General features: G+C 73.3%; 18 protein-coding genes. All 18 read left to right on the top strand.

What is annotated here, in order from left to right:
* The first annotated feature begins 2 nt into the window (after positions 1 to 2).
* The gene (locus tag BU204_RS00990) at positions 3 to 377 is read left to right on the top strand and encodes a DUF5313 family protein (RefSeq protein WP_075123565.1); all 375 of its coding nucleotides are present in this window, start codon (positions 3 to 5) and stop codon (positions 375 to 377) included.
* Positions 334 to 2406 carry a primosomal protein N' gene (locus BU204_RS00985; protein ID WP_075123564.1) on the top strand — a complete coding sequence of 691 codons (2073 nt, stop codon included), beginning with the start codon at positions 334 to 336 and terminating at the stop codon, positions 2404 to 2406. Before BU204_RS00990 ends, BU204_RS00985 begins: the two co-directional genes overlap by 44 nt.
* An 85-nt stretch (positions 2407 to 2491) precedes the next feature.
* Positions 2492 to 3040, top strand: coding sequence for a peptide deformylase (gene def / locus BU204_RS00980; RefSeq protein ID WP_075123563.1), 549 nt, complete (start codon positions 2492 to 2494; stop codon positions 3038 to 3040).
* A 2-nt stretch (positions 3041 to 3042) separates the two neighbouring features.
* Positions 3043 to 3990, top strand: coding sequence for a methionyl-tRNA formyltransferase (gene fmt / locus BU204_RS00975; RefSeq protein ID WP_075123562.1), 948 nt, complete (start codon positions 3043 to 3045; stop codon positions 3988 to 3990).
* Entirely contained in the window at positions 3987 to 5426 is a 1440-nt protein-coding gene (locus tag BU204_RS00970) for an RsmB/NOP family class I SAM-dependent RNA methyltransferase (protein WP_075123561.1), read from the top strand. The genes fmt and BU204_RS00970 overlap by 4 nt, the downstream gene beginning before the upstream one ends.
* On the top strand, positions 5426 to 6418 hold the full coding sequence (locus BU204_RS00965) for an asparaginase (RefSeq protein WP_075123560.1): 993 nt from the start codon (positions 5426 to 5428) through the stop codon (positions 6416 to 6418). The genes BU204_RS00970 and BU204_RS00965 overlap by 1 nt, the downstream gene beginning before the upstream one ends.
* Before the next feature lie 74 nt (positions 6419 to 6492).
* A complete protein-coding gene (rpe, locus tag BU204_RS00960) occupies positions 6493 to 7161 on the top strand; it encodes a ribulose-phosphate 3-epimerase (protein ID WP_075123559.1) in 669 nt (222 codons plus the stop codon).
* Positions 7162 to 7845 (top strand): riboflavin synthase, encoded by a 684-nt coding sequence (locus BU204_RS00955; RefSeq protein ID WP_075123558.1) that lies wholly within the window; start codon positions 7162 to 7164, stop codon positions 7843 to 7845.
* Positions 7838 to 9106: a bifunctional 3,4-dihydroxy-2-butanone-4-phosphate synthase/GTP cyclohydrolase II gene (locus BU204_RS00950; RefSeq protein ID WP_198942716.1), complete on the top strand. Its 1269-nt coding sequence runs from the start codon at positions 7838 to 7840 to the stop codon at positions 9104 to 9106. Before BU204_RS00955 ends, BU204_RS00950 begins: the two co-directional genes overlap by 8 nt.
* A gap of 31 nt (positions 9107 to 9137) precedes the next feature.
* Positions 9138 to 9635, top strand: a complete 498-nt coding sequence (gene ribH, locus BU204_RS00945) for a 6,7-dimethyl-8-ribityllumazine synthase (protein ID WP_075123556.1) — start codon at positions 9138 to 9140, stop codon at positions 9633 to 9635.
* The gene (locus tag BU204_RS00940) at positions 9632 to 10075 is read left to right on the top strand and encodes a PH domain-containing protein (RefSeq protein ID WP_233158998.1); all 444 of its coding nucleotides are present in this window, start codon (positions 9632 to 9634) and stop codon (positions 10073 to 10075) included. Before ribH ends, BU204_RS00940 begins: the two co-directional genes overlap by 4 nt.
* 34 nt (positions 10076 to 10109) lie before the next feature.
* Positions 10110 to 10322: a ribbon-helix-helix domain-containing protein gene (locus BU204_RS00935; protein ID WP_075123554.1), complete on the top strand. Its 213-nt coding sequence runs from the start codon at positions 10110 to 10112 to the stop codon at positions 10320 to 10322.
* Positions 10319 to 10666: a type II toxin-antitoxin system PemK/MazF family toxin gene (locus BU204_RS00930; RefSeq protein ID WP_075123553.1), complete on the top strand. Its 348-nt coding sequence runs from the start codon at positions 10319 to 10321 to the stop codon at positions 10664 to 10666. The genes BU204_RS00935 and BU204_RS00930 overlap by 4 nt, the downstream gene beginning before the upstream one ends.
* A 108-nt stretch (positions 10667 to 10774) precedes the next feature.
* Positions 10775 to 11266: a QcrA and Rieske domain-containing protein gene (locus BU204_RS00925; protein WP_233158997.1), complete on the top strand. Its 492-nt coding sequence runs from the start codon at positions 10775 to 10777 to the stop codon at positions 11264 to 11266.
* Positions 11267 to 11411: 145 nt separating this feature from the next.
* On the top strand, positions 11412 to 12449 hold the full coding sequence (locus BU204_RS00920) for a GDSL-type esterase/lipase family protein (protein WP_075123552.1): 1038 nt from the start codon (positions 11412 to 11414) through the stop codon (positions 12447 to 12449).
* Positions 12450 to 12508: 59 nt separating this feature from the next.
* Positions 12509 to 14479: an excinuclease ABC subunit UvrC gene (gene uvrC, locus BU204_RS00915; protein ID WP_075123551.1), complete on the top strand. Its 1971-nt coding sequence runs from the start codon at positions 12509 to 12511 to the stop codon at positions 14477 to 14479.
* Positions 14476 to 15363 carry an RNase adapter RapZ gene (gene rapZ, locus BU204_RS00910; protein WP_075123550.1) on the top strand — a complete coding sequence of 296 codons (888 nt, stop codon included), beginning with the start codon at positions 14476 to 14478 and terminating at the stop codon, positions 15361 to 15363. Before uvrC ends, rapZ begins: the two co-directional genes overlap by 4 nt.
* A complete protein-coding gene (locus BU204_RS00905; protein WP_075123549.1) occupies positions 15360 to 16307 on the top strand; it encodes a gluconeogenesis factor YvcK family protein in 948 nt (315 codons plus the stop codon). The genes rapZ and BU204_RS00905 overlap by 4 nt, the downstream gene beginning before the upstream one ends.
* Positions 16308 to 16374: the final 67 nt, after the last annotated feature.

The raw sequence follows: 16374 nt of genomic DNA, 5'->3' as shown, positions 1-16374 counted from the left end.
GGGTGCGTCCGGGCCCCCTTCTCTGGTTGTGGTACGCGGTCGGCGGAACCCTGCCGACCGCGTACCAGCAGTGGGTGCTCTACGACCTGACCTGCCGGACGTGGGTGTTCCGGCATCTCGCCCGGGTGCAGGTGATGGCCTCCGTGTGGCTGCTGGTGCTGCTGGTGCCGGGCCCGGCGAGCCTGCGGGTGTCGATGCTGCTGCTCGGCTACCTGCTGACGATGTACTTCTCCCTGTCCTTCATGGAGGACGCGTGCGAGCGGCGGCTGGTGAAGCACGGCTTCCCGGCCGGGCTGAACCGGACCATCCGCGAGGAGTCCGCGGTGGGCCAGCGTGCGGAGCTCGCCGCCATGTACACCGCCTACTACCGCCGCTAGCTGCCGCGTGGCACCGTCCCGACCCGTGACCGGCGCGCGCAAGGGCGAGCAAACTCCCGCGGCCGACCTGCCCGTCGCCAGGGTGGTCGTCGACGTGCCGCTGGCCCACCTCGACCGCCCGTTCGACTACCTCGTTCCGGCCACCGCCGCGGCCACCGCCGTTCCCGGCTGCCGGGTGCGGGTGCGCTTCGCCGGCCAGCAGGTAGACGGGTTCCTTCTGTCCCGGGCCGCCGAGTCGGACTTCGGCGGCCGGCTCGGCTACTTGACCAGGGTCGTCTCGCCCGAGCCCGTGCTCTCCCCGGAGATCGCCGCGCTCGCGCGCTCGGTGGCCGACCGGTACGCGGGAGCCATGATCGACGTGTTGCGGCTCGCGATCCCGCCCCGGCACGCCAAGGTGGAGTCCGAGCCGCCCGCGGGTCCCTCGCCGGTGCCCGCCGCGCCGCCGGTCCAGGGATGGCACCGCTATCCGCGGGGACCGGCGTTCCTCGACGCGGTGCGGGCGGGGCGGCAGGCGCATGCGGTGTGGCAGGCGCTGCCCGGCGAGGACTGGCCGGCGCGGCTGGCCGAGCTGGCGGTCACGGCGGCCGCGGGTGAACGCGGCGCGGTGTTGGTCGTGCCGGACTACCGCGACGTGGCCCGCCTGCATGCCGCGTGTGTCGCGCTCGCCGGTGAGGAGGCGGTCGTCGCGCTCTCGGCCGACGCGGGGCCGGCCAAGCGCTACCGGCGGTGGCTGTCGGTGCTGCGCGGTACCGCGCGGATCGTTGTCGGCACCCGGGCGAGCGTGTTCGCGCCCGTGCGCCGGCCCGGGCTGTTCGTGGTCTGGGACGACGGCGACGACCTGCACGCCGATCCGCACTCGCCCTACCCGCACGTGCGGGACGTGCTGGTCCAGCGCGCGCATGCGGCGGGGGCGTCGGTCGTCGTCGCCGGGTTCGCGCGGACCGCCGAGGCCCAGCTGCTGGTGGACACCGGCTGGGCGCCGGAGATCGTCGGGTCCCGCGAGGAGCTGCGGGCCGCCGCCCCCCGCGTTGTCGCGCTCGGGGAGAGCGACGTGCAGCTCGCCCGGGATCCCGCGGCCCGAGCGGCCCGCATCCCCTCGGTCGCCTTCGACGCGGCGCGGACGGCCTTGCAGGCAGGCCGGCCGGTCCTGGTCCAGGTGCCCAGGGGCGGGTACGTGCCCGCGCTCGCGTGCCAGCACTGCCGGGCCCCGGCCCGCTGCCGCCGCTGCGCGGGCCCGCTGGGACTGCCGGCCGCCCGCCCGGACAGCGGCCCGGCGGGCGAGGGCCCGAGCGCGCCGACCTGCCGGTGGTGCGGCGTGCCGGACACCGCGTTCCGCTGCGGCACCTGCGGGTCGCGCCGGCTGCGCGCGATCGTCGTCGGCGCCCGGCGGACGGCCGAGGAGCTGGGCCGTGCGTTCGCCGAGGTGCCGGTGGTGGGCTCGGGCGCCACCGAGGTGCTCGCCACCGTCCCGAACCGGCCGGCGCTGGTCGTGGCGACACCGGGTGCCGAGCCGGTGCCCGAGGAGGGGTACGGGGCGGCGCTGCTGCTCGACGGCTGGGCCCTGCTCGGTCGCGCGGACCTGCGGGCCGGGGAGGAGGCGCTGCGACGCTGGATGCTCGCCGCGGCGCTGGTCCGGTCGCACCGCGAGGGCGGTCGGGTGGTCGTGATGGCCGAGTCCGTCCTGGCACCGGTGCAGGCGCTGGTCCGCTGGGACCCGGTCTGGCACGCCCGTCAGGAGCTGGACGCGCGGACCGAGCTCGGCTTCCCGCCCGCGGTGCGGATGGCCGCCGTCGACGGGCCGGCCAAGGCACTGGCCGTGTTCCTGGAGGAGCTCGAGCTCCCCCCGACGGGGGAGGTCCTCGGCCCGGTCCCGCTCGGGCCGGAGGACCGGGAGCGCGCCCTGGTGCGCACCAGCCGTGCCGAGGGCAGGGCGCTCGCCGCGGCCCTGGCCACCGCCCAACACGTGCGCACGGCCCGCAAGGAGCCCGACCCCATCCGCGTCCGGCTCGACCCACTCGAGTTGATCTAGCCGGTGCCGGCCATGCTCACCGGAGCACTATGCGACTCTGCATAGACTGGGAACGGTCCAGTCCGAAACCGCCGTGGGGAGAACAGTGACCGTCCAGCCCATCCGCCTCTTCGGCGATCCGGTGCTGCGCACCCCGGCCGTGGAGGTCGTGGACTTCGACAAGGAGCTGCAGAACCTGGTCAAGGACCTCTGGGACACCATGGAGTCCCAGAGTGGCGCCGGTCTCGCCGCGCCGCAGCTCGGGGTCGGCCTGCGCGTGTTCACCTACCACTGCGACGGCGCCGCCGGGCACCTGGTGAACCCGACCTGGGTCGCCACCGACGAGGAGACCCAGAACGGCGAGGAGGGCTGCCTGAGCATCCCCGGCCTCTACTGGGACTGCGTCCGCGCCAAGAACGTCGTCGCCCGCGGCTGGAACATGCACGGCGAGCCGGTGCAGGTCGAGGGGTCCGGCCTGCTCGCCCGCTGCCTGCAGCACGAGACCGACCACCTCGACGGCGTGCTGTTCCTGGACCGCCTGGACGCCGAGACCCGCAAGGCCGCGATGCGGGAGATCCGCCAGGCCGACTGGTTCGAGGGCGCGGTGCCCACGGTCAAGCAGAACCCGCACTCGCTGTTCGGCGGTGCCGTCTGACGATGCGGTTGGTATTCGCTGGCACCCCCGAGGTCGCACTCCCGTCGTTGCGTGCGGTGCTGGCCGCCGGCCGGCACGAGGTCGCCGCGGTGGTCACCCGGCCGGACGCGCCGGCGGGTCGCGGGCGGCGCCTGGTCCGGTCCCCGGTCGGCGCGCTGGCCGACGAGCACGGCATCGAGGTGCTCACCCCCGCCAAGGCCGGTGACCCCGCCTTCCTCGAGCGGCTGCGCGAGATCGCCCCGGACTGCTGCCCGGTGGTGGCCTACGGTGCCCTGCTGCCGCGTTCGGCGCTGGAGATCCCCCGGCACGGCTGGGTCAACCTGCACTTCTCGATCCTGCCCGCCTGGCGCGGTGCCGCCCCGGTGCAGGCGGCCGTGCGCCACGGCGACGAGATCACCGGTGCGTCCACGTTCCGCATCGTCAAGGAGATGGACGCCGGGCCGGTCTACGGCGTGCTGACCGAGCCCGTCCGCGAGGAGGACACCGCCGGCGCGCTGCTCGGCAGGCTCGCCGACGCCGGCGCCGGTCTGCTGCTGTCCACGCTCGACGGCATCGAGGACGGCTCGCTGCGAGCGGTCGAGCAGCCGGCCGACGGCGTGAGCTACGCGCCCAAGGTCACCACCGAGCAGGCCCGGGTCGACTTCACCGCGCCGGCGGTCGCGGTCGACCGCCTGGTCCGCTCGGTCACCCCGGACCCCGGCGCCTGGGCGGAGTTCCGCGGCGAGCGGATCAAGCTGGGTCCGGTCCGGCGGACCACAGGAGAGCAGGCGGGGCCCGCGGAGGAGACAGTGAAACCGGGCGAGCTGCTCGTGCGTCGGCGGGACGTTCTGGTCGGCACCGCCACCACCCCCGTCGCGCTGGGCGAGGTACAGGCACCGGGCAAGAAGCGGATGGCGGCGACCGACTGGGCACGGGGTGCCCGGGTCGAGCCAGGGGAGCGGCTGACGTGACACAGCAAGGACGGCGCCAGGAGCGGTTCTCCCGACCGAGGAGCCCGCACCCGCCCAAGCGCCGCACCGGCCCCTCCCGGCCCCCGGTCGAGGACCCCGCCCGCCAGGCCGCGTTGGACACGCTGCGCGAGGTGCGGGTCCGCGACGCCTATGCCAACCTGCTGCTGCCGCAGCTGCTGCGCGAGCGGCGGATCACCGGCCGGGACGCCGCGCTCGCCACCGAACTGGCCTACGGCGCCTGCCGCAGCATCGGACTGCTCGACGAGATCCTCGACGCCTGCCTGGACCGGCCGCTGAACAAGGTCGAGCCCGGGCTGCTGGACGTGCTCCGCCTTGGCACCTACCAGCTGCTGCGCACGAGGATCCCCGCGCACGCCGCCGTGGCGTCGACCGTGGACCTGGTGCGCGGCGAGCAGGGCTCGCGCCAGACCGGGTTCGTCAACGCCGTGCTGCGCAAGGTGTCCGAGCTGGACGAGGAAGCCTGGATGGACCGCCTGGCGCCGGACCCGGCCCAGGACCCGATCGGCAACCTGTCCATGCGCAACGCCCACCCGCGCTGGGTGGCCAGGGCGTTCGCCGACTCGCTCGGCAGCACCGGCGAGGAACTGGCGGCCGCCCTGGCGGCGAACAACGAGCGCCCGGCCGTGCACCTGGTCGCACGCCCAGGAGAGGTCACCGCGGAGGAGCTCGCCGCGATGACCGGCGGGGAGGTCGCGCCCTACTCGCCCTACGGGGTGCGGCTCGCCGCCGGCGCCGGCGACCCCGCCGGGCTGGAGCCGGTGCGCGAGCGCCTGGCCTCGGTGCAGGACGAGGGCAGCCAGCTCTGCGCGCTCGCCCTGACCCGGCCCCCGATCACCGGCGCCGACGAGCGGTGGCTCGACCTGTGCTCGGGACCCGGCGGCAAGTCCGCCCTGCTCGCCGCGCTGCTCGCGATCTCGGGCGGCAGCCTGGACGCGGTCGAGAAGGCCCCGCACCGCGCGCGGCTGGTGGAGCGCGCGACCGAGGGCCTGCCGATCACCCTGCACACCGGCGACGGGCGCCAGCCCGCCGCGCTGGGCCTCGCGCCGGGCACGTTCGACCGGGTGCTGGTGGACGCCCCCTGCACCGGGCTCGGCTCGCTGCGCCGCCGCCCGGAGTCGCGCTGGCGGCGCCAGCCCTCCGACGTCGGCGAGCTGACCAGGCTGCAGCGCGAACTACTGCTGAGCGCCGTCGAGCTGGTCCGCCCCGGTGGCGTGGTGGCCTACGTGGTGTGCTCGCCGCACCTGGCCGAGACCGTCGGCGTGGTGTCCGACGTCGTGCGCCGCACCGGCGTGACCACGCTCGACGCGCGGGAGTCGTTCCCGGCCATGCCCGACCTCGGCGCGGGACCGCACGTGCAGCTCTGGCCGCACCGGCACGGCACCGACGCGATGTTCTGCGCCCTGCTCCGCCGCTGATGTCGCATGTCGCCGTCATCTCCATGGGCGGCACGATCGCCATGGCGCCGAGCGCCTCGGGCGGCATCGTGCCCGCCCTCGGGGCCGACGACCTCCTCGCCTCGGTACCCGCGCTGGCGGCGCTGGACGTCCCGGTCCGGGCCACCACGCTGCGGTCGCTGCCCAGTCCCTCGCTCGGCTTCGCCGACCTCGTCGCGCTCGCCGAGCGGGTCCGGGCCGAGATCGCCGACGGCGCCGTGGGGGTCGTGATCACCCACGGCACCGACACCATCGAGGAGACCGCGTTCTTCCTCGACCTGACCCTGCCGGACGAGGTGCCGGTCGTGGTCACCGGCGCCATGCGCCACCCGCACGCGCCAGGCGCGGACGGCCCGGCCAACCTCTACGCCGCGGTGCGGGTCGCCACCGCGCCCGCCGCCCGCGGCCTCGGCGCGCTCGTCGTCATGTCCGACGAGATCCACGGCGCCCGGTTCGTCCGCAAGAGCCACACCTCGAGCACCGCCGCGTTCGTCTCGCCGGCCTTCGGGCCGCTCGGCCTCGTCGTGGAGGGCGACCCCCGCATCCGCGGCGTCGCCAGGACCGGGCTCGTCGTCCCGGTCGACGACAAGGTCGGCGCCCGGCTGGTCGACGTGCGGGTCGGCCTGGTCACCGTCGCCCTCGGCGACGACGGTGAGCTGCTGCGCCGGGCCGGTGACGCCTTCCACGGCCTGGTCGTCGCCGGTCTGGGCGCGGGCCACGTGCCGGCCGGGATGGTGCCGCTGGTTGCCGAGCACGCCGCCAGGGTCCCCGTGGTGTTGTCCAGCCGGACCGGCGCCGGCGCGGTGCTGCGCCAGACCTACGGCTACCCCGGCTCCGAGCGCGACCTGCTCGACCGCGGCCTCATCCAGTCCGGCTTCCTCGACCCGGCCAAGGCCAGGATCCTGCTCCAGCTCCTGCTGGCCTCGGATGCCGGTCGGGACGAGATCGTGGCCGCCTTCGACCGGTACCGCTGAGGCGCCAAGTGAGCACGTCACGAAACACGTCGCCGAGGCCGAGCCAATATGCTCGGCAGGTGCCAGCGAAACCCATGATCGCGCCCAGCATCCTCGCCGCGGACTTCGCCCGCCTGGCCGAGGAGACCGCCGCCGTGCGGGGCGCGGACTGGCTGCACGTCGACGTGATGGACGGCCACTTCGTACCCAACCTCACCATCGGCCTCCCGGTGGTGCAGGCGCTGTTGAGCAACACCGACATCCCCGTCGACTGCCACCTGATGATCGAGGACCCGGACCGCTGGGCGGTGGGCTACGCCGAGGCGGGGGCGCACAACGTGACGGTCCACGTCGAGGCGGCCGGCGACCCGTCGAAGATCGCCAAGGACATCCGGGCCGCGGGGGCCAGGGCCGGCCTGTCGATCAAGCCGGGGACCCCCCTCGAGCCCTATGTGGAATTGCTGGCCCACTTCGACACGTTGCTCGTGATGTCGGTCGAGCCGGGTTTCGGCGGGCAGGAGTTCATCCCGGACGTGCTGGACAAGGTCCGGGCGGCGAAACGCCTGGTCGCGGCCGGGGAGCTGTCGGTGCTGGTGGAGATCGACGGCGGGATCAACGCGGAGACGATCGAGCGGGCCGCGCAGGCCGGTGTCGACTGTTTCGTCGCCGGTTCGGCCGTCTACGGCGCGGACGACCCGGCCGAGGCGGTGCGGCAGCTGCGGGCGATGGCGGACACGGCGGGGGCCGGGCGGGAGGAGAGCTAGGTGTTCACCGGGATCGTCGAGGAGCGCGGCCGGGTGGTGGACGTGCGGGACCTCCCGGACGCGGCGCGGATCACCGTCGCCGGTCCGCTGGTCACCAGCGACGCCGGGGTCGGCGACTCGATCGCGGTCAACGGCGTGTGCCTGACCGTCATCGAGGTCGCCGACGGCGCGTTCACCGCCGACGTCATGCGCGAGACGCTCGTCCGCTCGAGCCTGGACAAGGTCGCCGTCGCCGACGAGGTGAACCTGGAGCGCGCCGCCGAGGTGGGCAAGCGGTTCGGCGGCCACATCGTGCAGGGGCACGTCGACGGCACGGGCGTGGTGCTGAGCCGCTCGCCGTCGCAGCACTGGGACCTGGTTCGCATCGGCCTGCCGCGCGGCCTCGCCCGCTACCTCGTCGAGAAGGGCTCGATCACGGTCGACGGGGTCTCGCTGACCGTCGTCGAGGTGACCGACGGCGAGGTGACCGACGGCGGTCCCGCGGGCAGCGAGTTCTCGGTCAGCCTGATCCCGGAGACGCTCCGAGCCACCACCCTGGGGTCCAGACAGCCCGGTGACCGGGTCAACCTCGAGGTGGACGTGGTCGCCAAGTACGTGGAGAGGTTGGCCGCACCACACTTGTCCGGAGCCCGCGTCCCGGCGGAGCACAATGGGCTCAGCAGCGAGGGGGAGACCCATGAGTGACGACACCGTGAGTGGTACGGGGAACAACCTCCAGGGCGTCGAGCGGGCCGTGGCCGACATCCGCGCCGGGCGACCGGTCATCGTGGTCGACGACGAGGACCGCGAGAACGAGGGCGACCTGATCTTCGCCGCGGAGAAGGCGACGCCCGAACTGTTGGCGTTCATGGTTCGCTACACCTCCGGCTACATCTGCGTCCCGCTGCCCGAGGCCGACTGCGACCGGCTCGACCTGCCGCCGATGTTCCACACCAACCAGGACGTGCGCGGAACGGCGTACACGGTGACCGTCGACGCCAAGGAGGGCGTGTCCACCGGCATCTCCGCCGCCGACCGCGCCCATACGATCCGGATGCTCGCCGACGAGAAGTCCGCGGCCGAGGACTTCACCCGGCCCGGCCACGTCGTGCCGCTGCGTGCCAAGGAGGGCGGCGTGCTCCGCCGGCCCGGCCACACCGAGGCCGCGGTCGACCTGGCCGTGATGGCGGGCCTGCGCCCGGCCGGCGTGCTGTGCGAGATCGTGTCCCAGAAGGACGAGGGCGACATGGCCCGCCGCGACGAGCTCGAGGTGTTCGCCGCGGAGCACGACCTCGCCATCATCTCCATCGCCGACCTCATCGACTACCGCCGCCGGCACGAGGTGCAGGTCGTGCGGGTCGCCGAGGCACGCATCCCGACAGCGCACGGCACCTTCCGCGCCGTCGGGTACGACTCCACCCTCGACGGCATCGAGCACATCGCCCTGGTCTACGGCGACATCGGGGACGGGGAGAACGTGCTGGTCCGCGTGCACTCCGAGTGCCTCACCGGGGACGTGTTCGGCTCGCTGCGCTGTGACTGCGGCCCGCAGCTCGACGCCGCCCTCGCCGCGGTGGCCGCCGAGGGCCGCGGCGTCGTGCTCTACATGCGCGGCCACGAGGGCCGCGGCATCGGCCTGATGCACAAGCTGCAGGCCTACCAGCTGCAGGACGACGGGGCCGACACCGTCGACGCCAACCTCGCTCTCGGCGTCCCCGCCGACGCCCGCGACTACGGCCAGGGCGCCCAGATCCTCTACGACCTCGGCGTCAGGTCCATGCGCCTGCTGACCAACAACCCCGCCAAGCGCGTGGGCCTGGACGGCTACGGTCTCGCCATCGTCGACCGCGTGGCACTGCCGATCCGCCCCAACTCCGAGAATCTCCACTACCTGCGCACCAAGCGGGACCGCATGGGCCACGAGCTGGGCGACCTGGACCTCGACGTGCTGGAAGGCCGCCTGTGACCAACACTTTCGATCGCGGGGAGGCGGCCCAGTGAGTGGTGTTGGACGGCCTGAGTTGTCGGTTCCCGACTGTGCGGGGATCCGGCTCGCGATCGCCGCGACGCGGTGGCACGAGAAGATCACCGACACGTTGCTGCGGCGCGCGCTGCTCGCCGCCGAGCGGGCCGGTATCAACGAGCCGACCGTGGTCCGGGTGCCGGGTGCGGTCGAGCTGCCGGTGGTGTGCCAGGCGCTGGCCCGCAACCACGAGGCGGTCGTCGCGCTCGGGGTGGTGATCCGTGGCGGCACCCCGCACTTCGAGTACGTCTGCGACGCGGTGACCGCCGGGCTCACCCGGGTCTCGCTGGACGAGTCGACGCCGGTCGGCAACGGCGTGCTGACGGTCGACACCGAGGAGCAGGCCCTGGACCGCTGCGGGCTGCCGGAGTCGACCGAGGACAAGGGTTTCGAGGCGTGCGTGGCGGCGCTGGACACGGCGATGGTGGTACGCGGCCTGCGCCAGCCGTGGACCGATCGGGGGTTCAAGTGAGCTTCGTGGTGCGCCCGCGCCGGGTGCGGGTGATCGCCGGGATCGCGGCGGTGGTCCTGCTGTCGGCCTTCACCGTGGCGGGCCTGCTGATGCTGCGCGAGTACACCGGCGCCTACTTCCGGCTGTCCGACCAGGTGGCGATGATCGGGATCGGGCTGTTCCTCGCGGCCGGTGCCCTCTGGTTCACCCGGCCGCGGGTGCGGGCGGACGCCGAGGGCGTCGAGGTGCGCAACATGCTCGGTTCCCGCCGGTTCGCCTGGTCGGACATCGAGCAGGTGAGCTTCCCGGACGGCTCCCCCTGGGCCCGGCTCGAGCTGCCCCACGACGAGTACGTCCCGCTGGTGGCCATCCAGGCGATGGACGGCGAGCACGCGATCACGGCCATGCGTGAGCTGCGCCGAGTGCGCCGCGAGGCCGTGGGGGAGCGGTCGGTCGGGTAGTCGCGGTGGTAGTACCGCCGGTAGCATCGACGGTGTGAAGCTCAGCGTCAGCCTGCCCGCCGAGGACGTGGCCTTCGTCGACGAGTACGTGCGCCGTACCGGCGAGCCCTCCCGTTCCTCGGCCATCCAGCGCGCGATCGCGCTGTTGCGGGCCGCCGAGCTGGAGGAGGAGTACGCCAGCGCCTTCGACGAGTGGGACCGCGCGGAGTCCGCCGCCTGGGAACGGGCGAGCGGCGACGGGCTGTGAGGCGGGGCGAGCTCTACTGGGTCGAGCTCGAGCCAGCGCGGGGCGCGGAGGCCAACAAGACCAGGCCCGCGGTGGTGGTCTCCAACGACGCGGCGAACCGGGCCGTGCGCCGCGCGGGCCGCGGCGTGGTCACCGTCGTGCCGGTCACCTCGAACGTAGGACGCGTGTACCCCTTCCAGGTACTGCTGCGGGCGGCGGAGTGCGGTCTGGCCGCCGACTCGAAGGCCCAGGCCGAGCAGGTGCGGACGATCTCGACGAACCGCGTTCGCGGGCGGATCGGCCTGGTCCCGGCCGAGGTGATGGGCCGGTTGGACGCCGCGCTACGCCTCCACCTGGCCCTGTGAGGCCGCGCCTGGCAAGACGCTGTGAAAGTAGTTCATTGTTGAACCGTTTCTCCGGCGCGTGCGTTAGGCCCCTTGTACCTGTCTGACCGAAAGATCAAGGAGCCCGTTGTGACTGCGGTTGAACCCACCACGACCCAGCCGAGCCACCCGCGCACCCGCCGGGACATGCTGTGCGGCCTGGCTGTCGCGCTCGTCGCCCCCGGGGCGCTGGCCGTGGCGTGCTCGAGTGATGACTCGGGGAACACCGGCGGGAGCTCGGGTGGCTCCGGTGGCGGCTCGGGCAGCTCCCAGAGCGGGGCGAGCGGCGGCGCGAGCACCTCGACGCCGCTGGCCGACATCCCCGACGGGGGCGGCCTCCTCATCGACACCGAGGACGGTGGCAAGGCGCTGCTCGTGCGCAACGGCGAGGAGGTGAAGGCGTTCAACGCCGCCTGCACCCACCAGGGCACGATCGTCCGGGCGCCGGAGAACGGCATCTCGGTCTGCCCGAGCCACGGCAGCGAGTTCGACACCAGCGGCGCCGCGGTCAAGGGTCCCGCGACCAAGCCGCTGGCCGAGTTGCCGGTGACGGTGGAGGGCGACCAGGTCACGTTGGCCTGAGCGTCGCCGACACGCCCACCGTGTAATGTGAGCCGAACGGCGAATATGAGAGCCATTCGGCTTATAGCCCCGTGTGTTACCGCCTGGTTAGGGTGACTGACATAACATTGACCAGGCGGTAACGCCGCGGTTTCGGGGAGAAGCCATGCGCGGGTTGAGGATCTTCGGCGTCGGAACGGCGGCCCTGGTGACCGCGGCCCTGCTCGTCGCCCCGGGGGCGAGCGCGCAGGAGGGCGCCCAGCGGGACGAGCGCCCGACGGCCATCGTCTCCCTGGGCGACAGCGCGATCTCCGGGGAGGGCGCCGGCAACTACGAGCCCGGCACTCGCGGCGAGAACGGGAACTGGTGCCACCGCTCGGCCAACGCGCTGGTCCACCGGACCGCGGTGGCCGACCGCACGATCAACCTCGCCTGCTCCGGCGCCGACTCCGCGAACGTCTCGCTCGCCGACACCACCCACTACACCGAGGGCTCCCAGGCCCGGCGGCTGATCGACGTCGCCCGCCAGTACCGGGTCACGACGGTCCTGGTCCAGGTCGGCGCGAACGACGACCCCGCGTTCGCCGACACGATGCTCGACTGCATCGAGGCCTGGTTCAACCCGTTCGGCTCCGGCTGCCGCTCGCGCCTGCAGACCGAGTGGCCGCGCCGGCTGGCCGCCATGGCCCCGAAGGTGGAGACCGCGGTCAACGACGTCCGGTCCGCGATGACCCAGGCCGGGTACGCCGCCGGGAGCTACAACCTCGTCCTCACCTCGTACGCCTCGCCGCTGACCGAGCGGATGGACGAGGTGCTGCACGGCCCGCAGGGCTGCCCGTTCAAGATCGGTGACGCCCGGTACGGGCGCACCGTTGCCGTGCCCCAGCTGTCCGAGGTCCTGCGCGGTGTCGCCACCCGCACCGGGGTGAAGTTCCTGGACTTCTCCCGCGGCACCGAGGGCCACGAGGCGTGCAGCGGCTACAACAACCCCTCGACCGAGTGGCAGAACCGGGTGACGGTCGACCCGTGGGCCTGGGTGACCGGCGGGCTGGACGCGATCGGCATCCACATGGCCCAGGAGTCCTTCCACCCCAACGCCCGCGGCCACGGCCAGCTCGGTCGCTGCGTCACCGAGTTCGTGGCGTCCGGCCGCGGCAGCGCCGCCTGCGTCGTCGGCGCGGACGGCAACCTGCACGCCGTCTGAGCACCCGCGCATCGGCGGGCGCGTCCGCGCCTGTCGGTGCCCGGCCGTAGGCTGGGCGCGTGGCAGATCCGTCGACATATCGGCCGTCGCCGGGCACGATTCCCGAGGCTCCCGGGGTGTACAAGTTTCGTGACCCGGACGGGCGCGTCATCTATGTCGGCAAGGCCAAGAGCCTGCGCAGCCGGTTGAACTCCTACTTCGCCGACCTCACGCTGCTCCACCCGCGCACCCGCCAGATGGTGACCACGGCCGGGGCCGTGGAGTGGACCGTCGTGACGACCGAGGTCGAGGCGCTCCAGCTCGAGTACAACTGGATCAAGGAGTTCGACCCGCGCTTCAACGTTCGCTACCGGGACGACAAGTCCTACCCGGTCCTCGCGGTCACGCTGCACGAGCAGTACCCCCGGCTGCACGTCTACCGCGGCCCGCGCCGCCGCGGGGTGCGCTACTTCGGCCCCTACGCCCACGCCTGGGCCATCCGCGAGACGCTGGACCTGCTGCTGCGCGTGTTCCCGGCCCGGACCTGCTCGGCCGGGGTGTTCAAGCGGCACGGCCAGATCGGCCGGCCGTGCCTGCTCGGCTACATCGGCAAGTGCTCCGCGCCCTGCGTCGGCCGGGTCACCGAGGACGAGCACCGCGGCATCGTCGAGGACTTCTGCGACTTCCTCGCCGGGCGCACCGACGCGATGATGCGCCGCCTCGAGCGGGAGATGAACGCCGCCTCCGCCGAGCTCGAGTTCGAGCGCGCCGCCCGCCTGCGGGACGACCTCGCCGCGCTGCGCCGGGCCATGGAGAAGCAGGCCGTCGTGCTCGGCGACGGCACCGACGCCGACGTCGTCGCGTTCGCCCACGACGAGCTGGAGGCCGCCGTCCAGGTCTTCCACGTCCGGGGCGGGCGCGTGCGGGGCCAGCGCGGCTGGGTCATCGACAAGATCGACGAGATCGACGAGGCGGGCCTGGTCGACCAGTTCGTCGGCCAGTTCTACGGTGACCAGGCCGAGCTCGCCGAGGAGGGGGAGGGGAGCCCCGTCCCGCGTGAGCTGCTCGTCCCGGCGCTGCCCGAGGACGCCCCGGCCGTCGCGGACTGGCTCTCCGGCCTGCGCGGCGCCCGCGTCCAGCTCCGCATTCCCCAGCGCGGGGACAAGCGCGCCCTGATGGAGACGGTCCAGCGCAACGCCAAGGAGGCGTTCGCCCAGCACAAGCTCCGCCGGGCCGGCGACCTGACCGCGCGCTCGGCGGCCCTGCAGGAGCTGCAGGACGCGCTCGGCCTGGACAGCGCGCCGCTGCGCATCGAGTGCATCGACATCAGCCACATCCAGGGTGCCGACGTGGTCGCGTCCCTGGTCGTGTTCGAGGACGGGCTCGCGCGCAAGTCCGAGTACCGCCGCTTCGCGATCCGGGAGGCCGCCGCGGAGGGCGACGTGGCCTCGATCGCCGAGGTCGTCCGCCGGCGGTTCCACCGGTACCTGAGCGAGAACAAGGACGGTGCGGAGCACACGCCCGGCATCGACCCGGAGACGGGCCGGCCCAAGAAGTTCGCCTACGCGCCGAACCTGCTGGTCGTGGACGGTGCCGGCCCGCAGGCCAACGCCGCCGCGGACGTGCTGGCCGAGCTGGGGATCACCGACGTGGCCGTGGTGGGGCTCGCCAAGCGGCTCGAGGAGGTGTGGCTGCCGGCCGACCCGGAGCCCACCATCCTGTCCCGCACCAGCGAGGGGCTCTACCTGCTCCAGCGCGTCCGGGACGAGGCGCACCGGTTCGCCGTCGCCTACCACCGCTCCAAGCGCTCCAAGCGCATGACGACCTCGGCCCTGGACGACATCCCGGGCTTGGGCCAGAGCCGCAAGTCGGCCCTGCTCAAACACTTCGGTTCGCTGAAGCGGTTACGCCAGGCGAGCGTGGACGACATCAGCGGTGTGCCGGGAATCGGCGCGCACACCGCGGCGCTGGTACACAGCGCACTGGCGCGCGGCACGGCGGAGAGCGGCGCGGGAGACGGGGACAAGGAAACGGGGAGGACCGGTCAGTGAGCGAGAAGGAAGAGCACGCCCCAGGGGTCGAGGTGGCGGTGGTGACCGGTCTGTCCGGCGCGGGCCGCAGCACGGCCGCGAAGTGCCTGGAGGACCTGGGCTGGTTCGTCGTGGACAACCTGCCGCCCGAGCTCATCCACACGATGGTGGAGCTCGGCGCGAAGGCGCAGGGAGCGGTGACCAAGGTGGCGGTCGTGATGGACGTGCGCAGCCGTGCGTTCACCGAGGACCTCGCCGCGATCATCAAGGAGCTCGACTCCAGCGAGTACAAGCCGAGGGTGCTGTTCCTCGAGGCGACCGACGACGTGCTAGTCCGCCGGTTCGAGCAGGTCCGGCGGGGACACCCGCTGCAGGGCGACGGCCGCCTGATCGACGGCATCAAGACCGAGCGCGACCTGCTCGGCCCGCTGCGCGAGACAGCCGACCTGGTCCTGGACACCAGCACGCTGTCGGTGCACCAGCTCCGCGCGAAGATCGAGGACGCCTTCGGCACCGAGTCCAGCACGAACACCCGGGTCACCGTGCTGTCCTTCGGCTACAAGTACGGCATCCCGATGGACGCCGACCTGGTGATGGACTGCCGCTTCCTGCCCAACCCGTTCTGGATCCCCGAGCTCAAGGACCTCACCGGCAAGGACTCCGACGTGCGCAACTACGTGCTCACGCAGGAGGGTGCCGAGGAGTTCCTGGACCGCTACCACGAGCTGCTGCGCCTGATCGGGGCCGGTTACCGGCGCGAGGGCAAGCGGTACCTGACGCTCGCGATCGGCTGCACGGGCGGCAAGCACCGCAGTGTCTGCATCTCCGAGGAGCTGTCCCGCCGGCTGGCCGACGAGGACCGGATGGCGGTCAAGGTCGTGCACCGGGACCTGGGGCGCGAGTGAGGGCTGTCGCGCTCGGGGGAGGGCAGGGGCTGCACGCGACGCTGAGCGCGTTGCGCCGGATCACCCCGGACGTGACCGCCGTGGTCACCGTCGCCGACGACGGCGGGTCCTCGGGCCGGCTGCGCCGCGAGCTGGGGCTGCTGCCGCCCGGCGACCTGCGCAAGGCGCTCGCGGCGCTCGCCGGCGAGGAGCACGAGCTGTGGCGCGCGGTCTTCCAGCACCGGTTCGGCGGCACCGGCGCGCTGGCCGGCCATGCCGTGGGCAACCTGCTGCTGGCCGGGCTGCTGGAGGTCGTCCCCGACCCGGTGACCGCGCTGGAGGAGGCCGCCCGGCTGCTCGGGCTGCGCGGCCGGGTGCTGCCCATGTGCACCGAACCGCTCGACATCGAGGCCGACGTGGTCGGTCTGGACGAGGACGCCGCGGCCGTGCGCCGCATCCGCGGCCAGGTCGCGGTCGCCACGACCCCGGGCCAGGTCCAGCGGATCCGGCTGCACACCGCGGGCAGCCCCACCTCGACGCCGACCGCCTGCCCGGCCGCGGTCCGCGCCGTGCTGGACGCCGACGTGGTGCTGCTCGGGCCCGGCTCCTGGTTCACGAGCGTGCTGCCGCACCTGCTGGTCCCCGAGCTGCATGAGGCGTTGATCACCACGAGCGCCGCCCGGATCGTGGTGCTGAACCTGGTCCCCCAGCCGGGGGAGACCGCCGGCTTCTCCCCGGAGCGCCACCTGGACGTACTCTGCGAGCACGCACCCCGCCTGCGGGTCGACGCGGTGATAGCCGACGCCGACTCGGTGTCCACGCCGGACCGGCTGCGACGAGCGGCGGAGTCGCTGGGAGCGAGCATGCGGTTGGACGGGGTGGCGTCCGGCGAGGCACGCGAGCGACACGATCCGAAGGCCCTCGCCGAGAGCCTCCGGGACGCCCTGGCGGCGGTGCGCCGGTGATGGTGGTGGGATGGTGGCGGCTTCTGTGGGAGGAAGCACGCCGGTGTCCCGGTTCGGTAGAGGAGGG

This window comes from Actinophytocola xanthii (assembly GCF_001921205.1).
In the GTDB taxonomy this organism is placed as follows: domain Bacteria; phylum Actinomycetota; class Actinomycetes; order Mycobacteriales; family Pseudonocardiaceae; genus Actinophytocola; species Actinophytocola xanthii.
The sequence above is the reverse complement of the archived record's forward strand: the minus strand, read 5'-3'. Positions and strand labels throughout refer to the sequence as shown.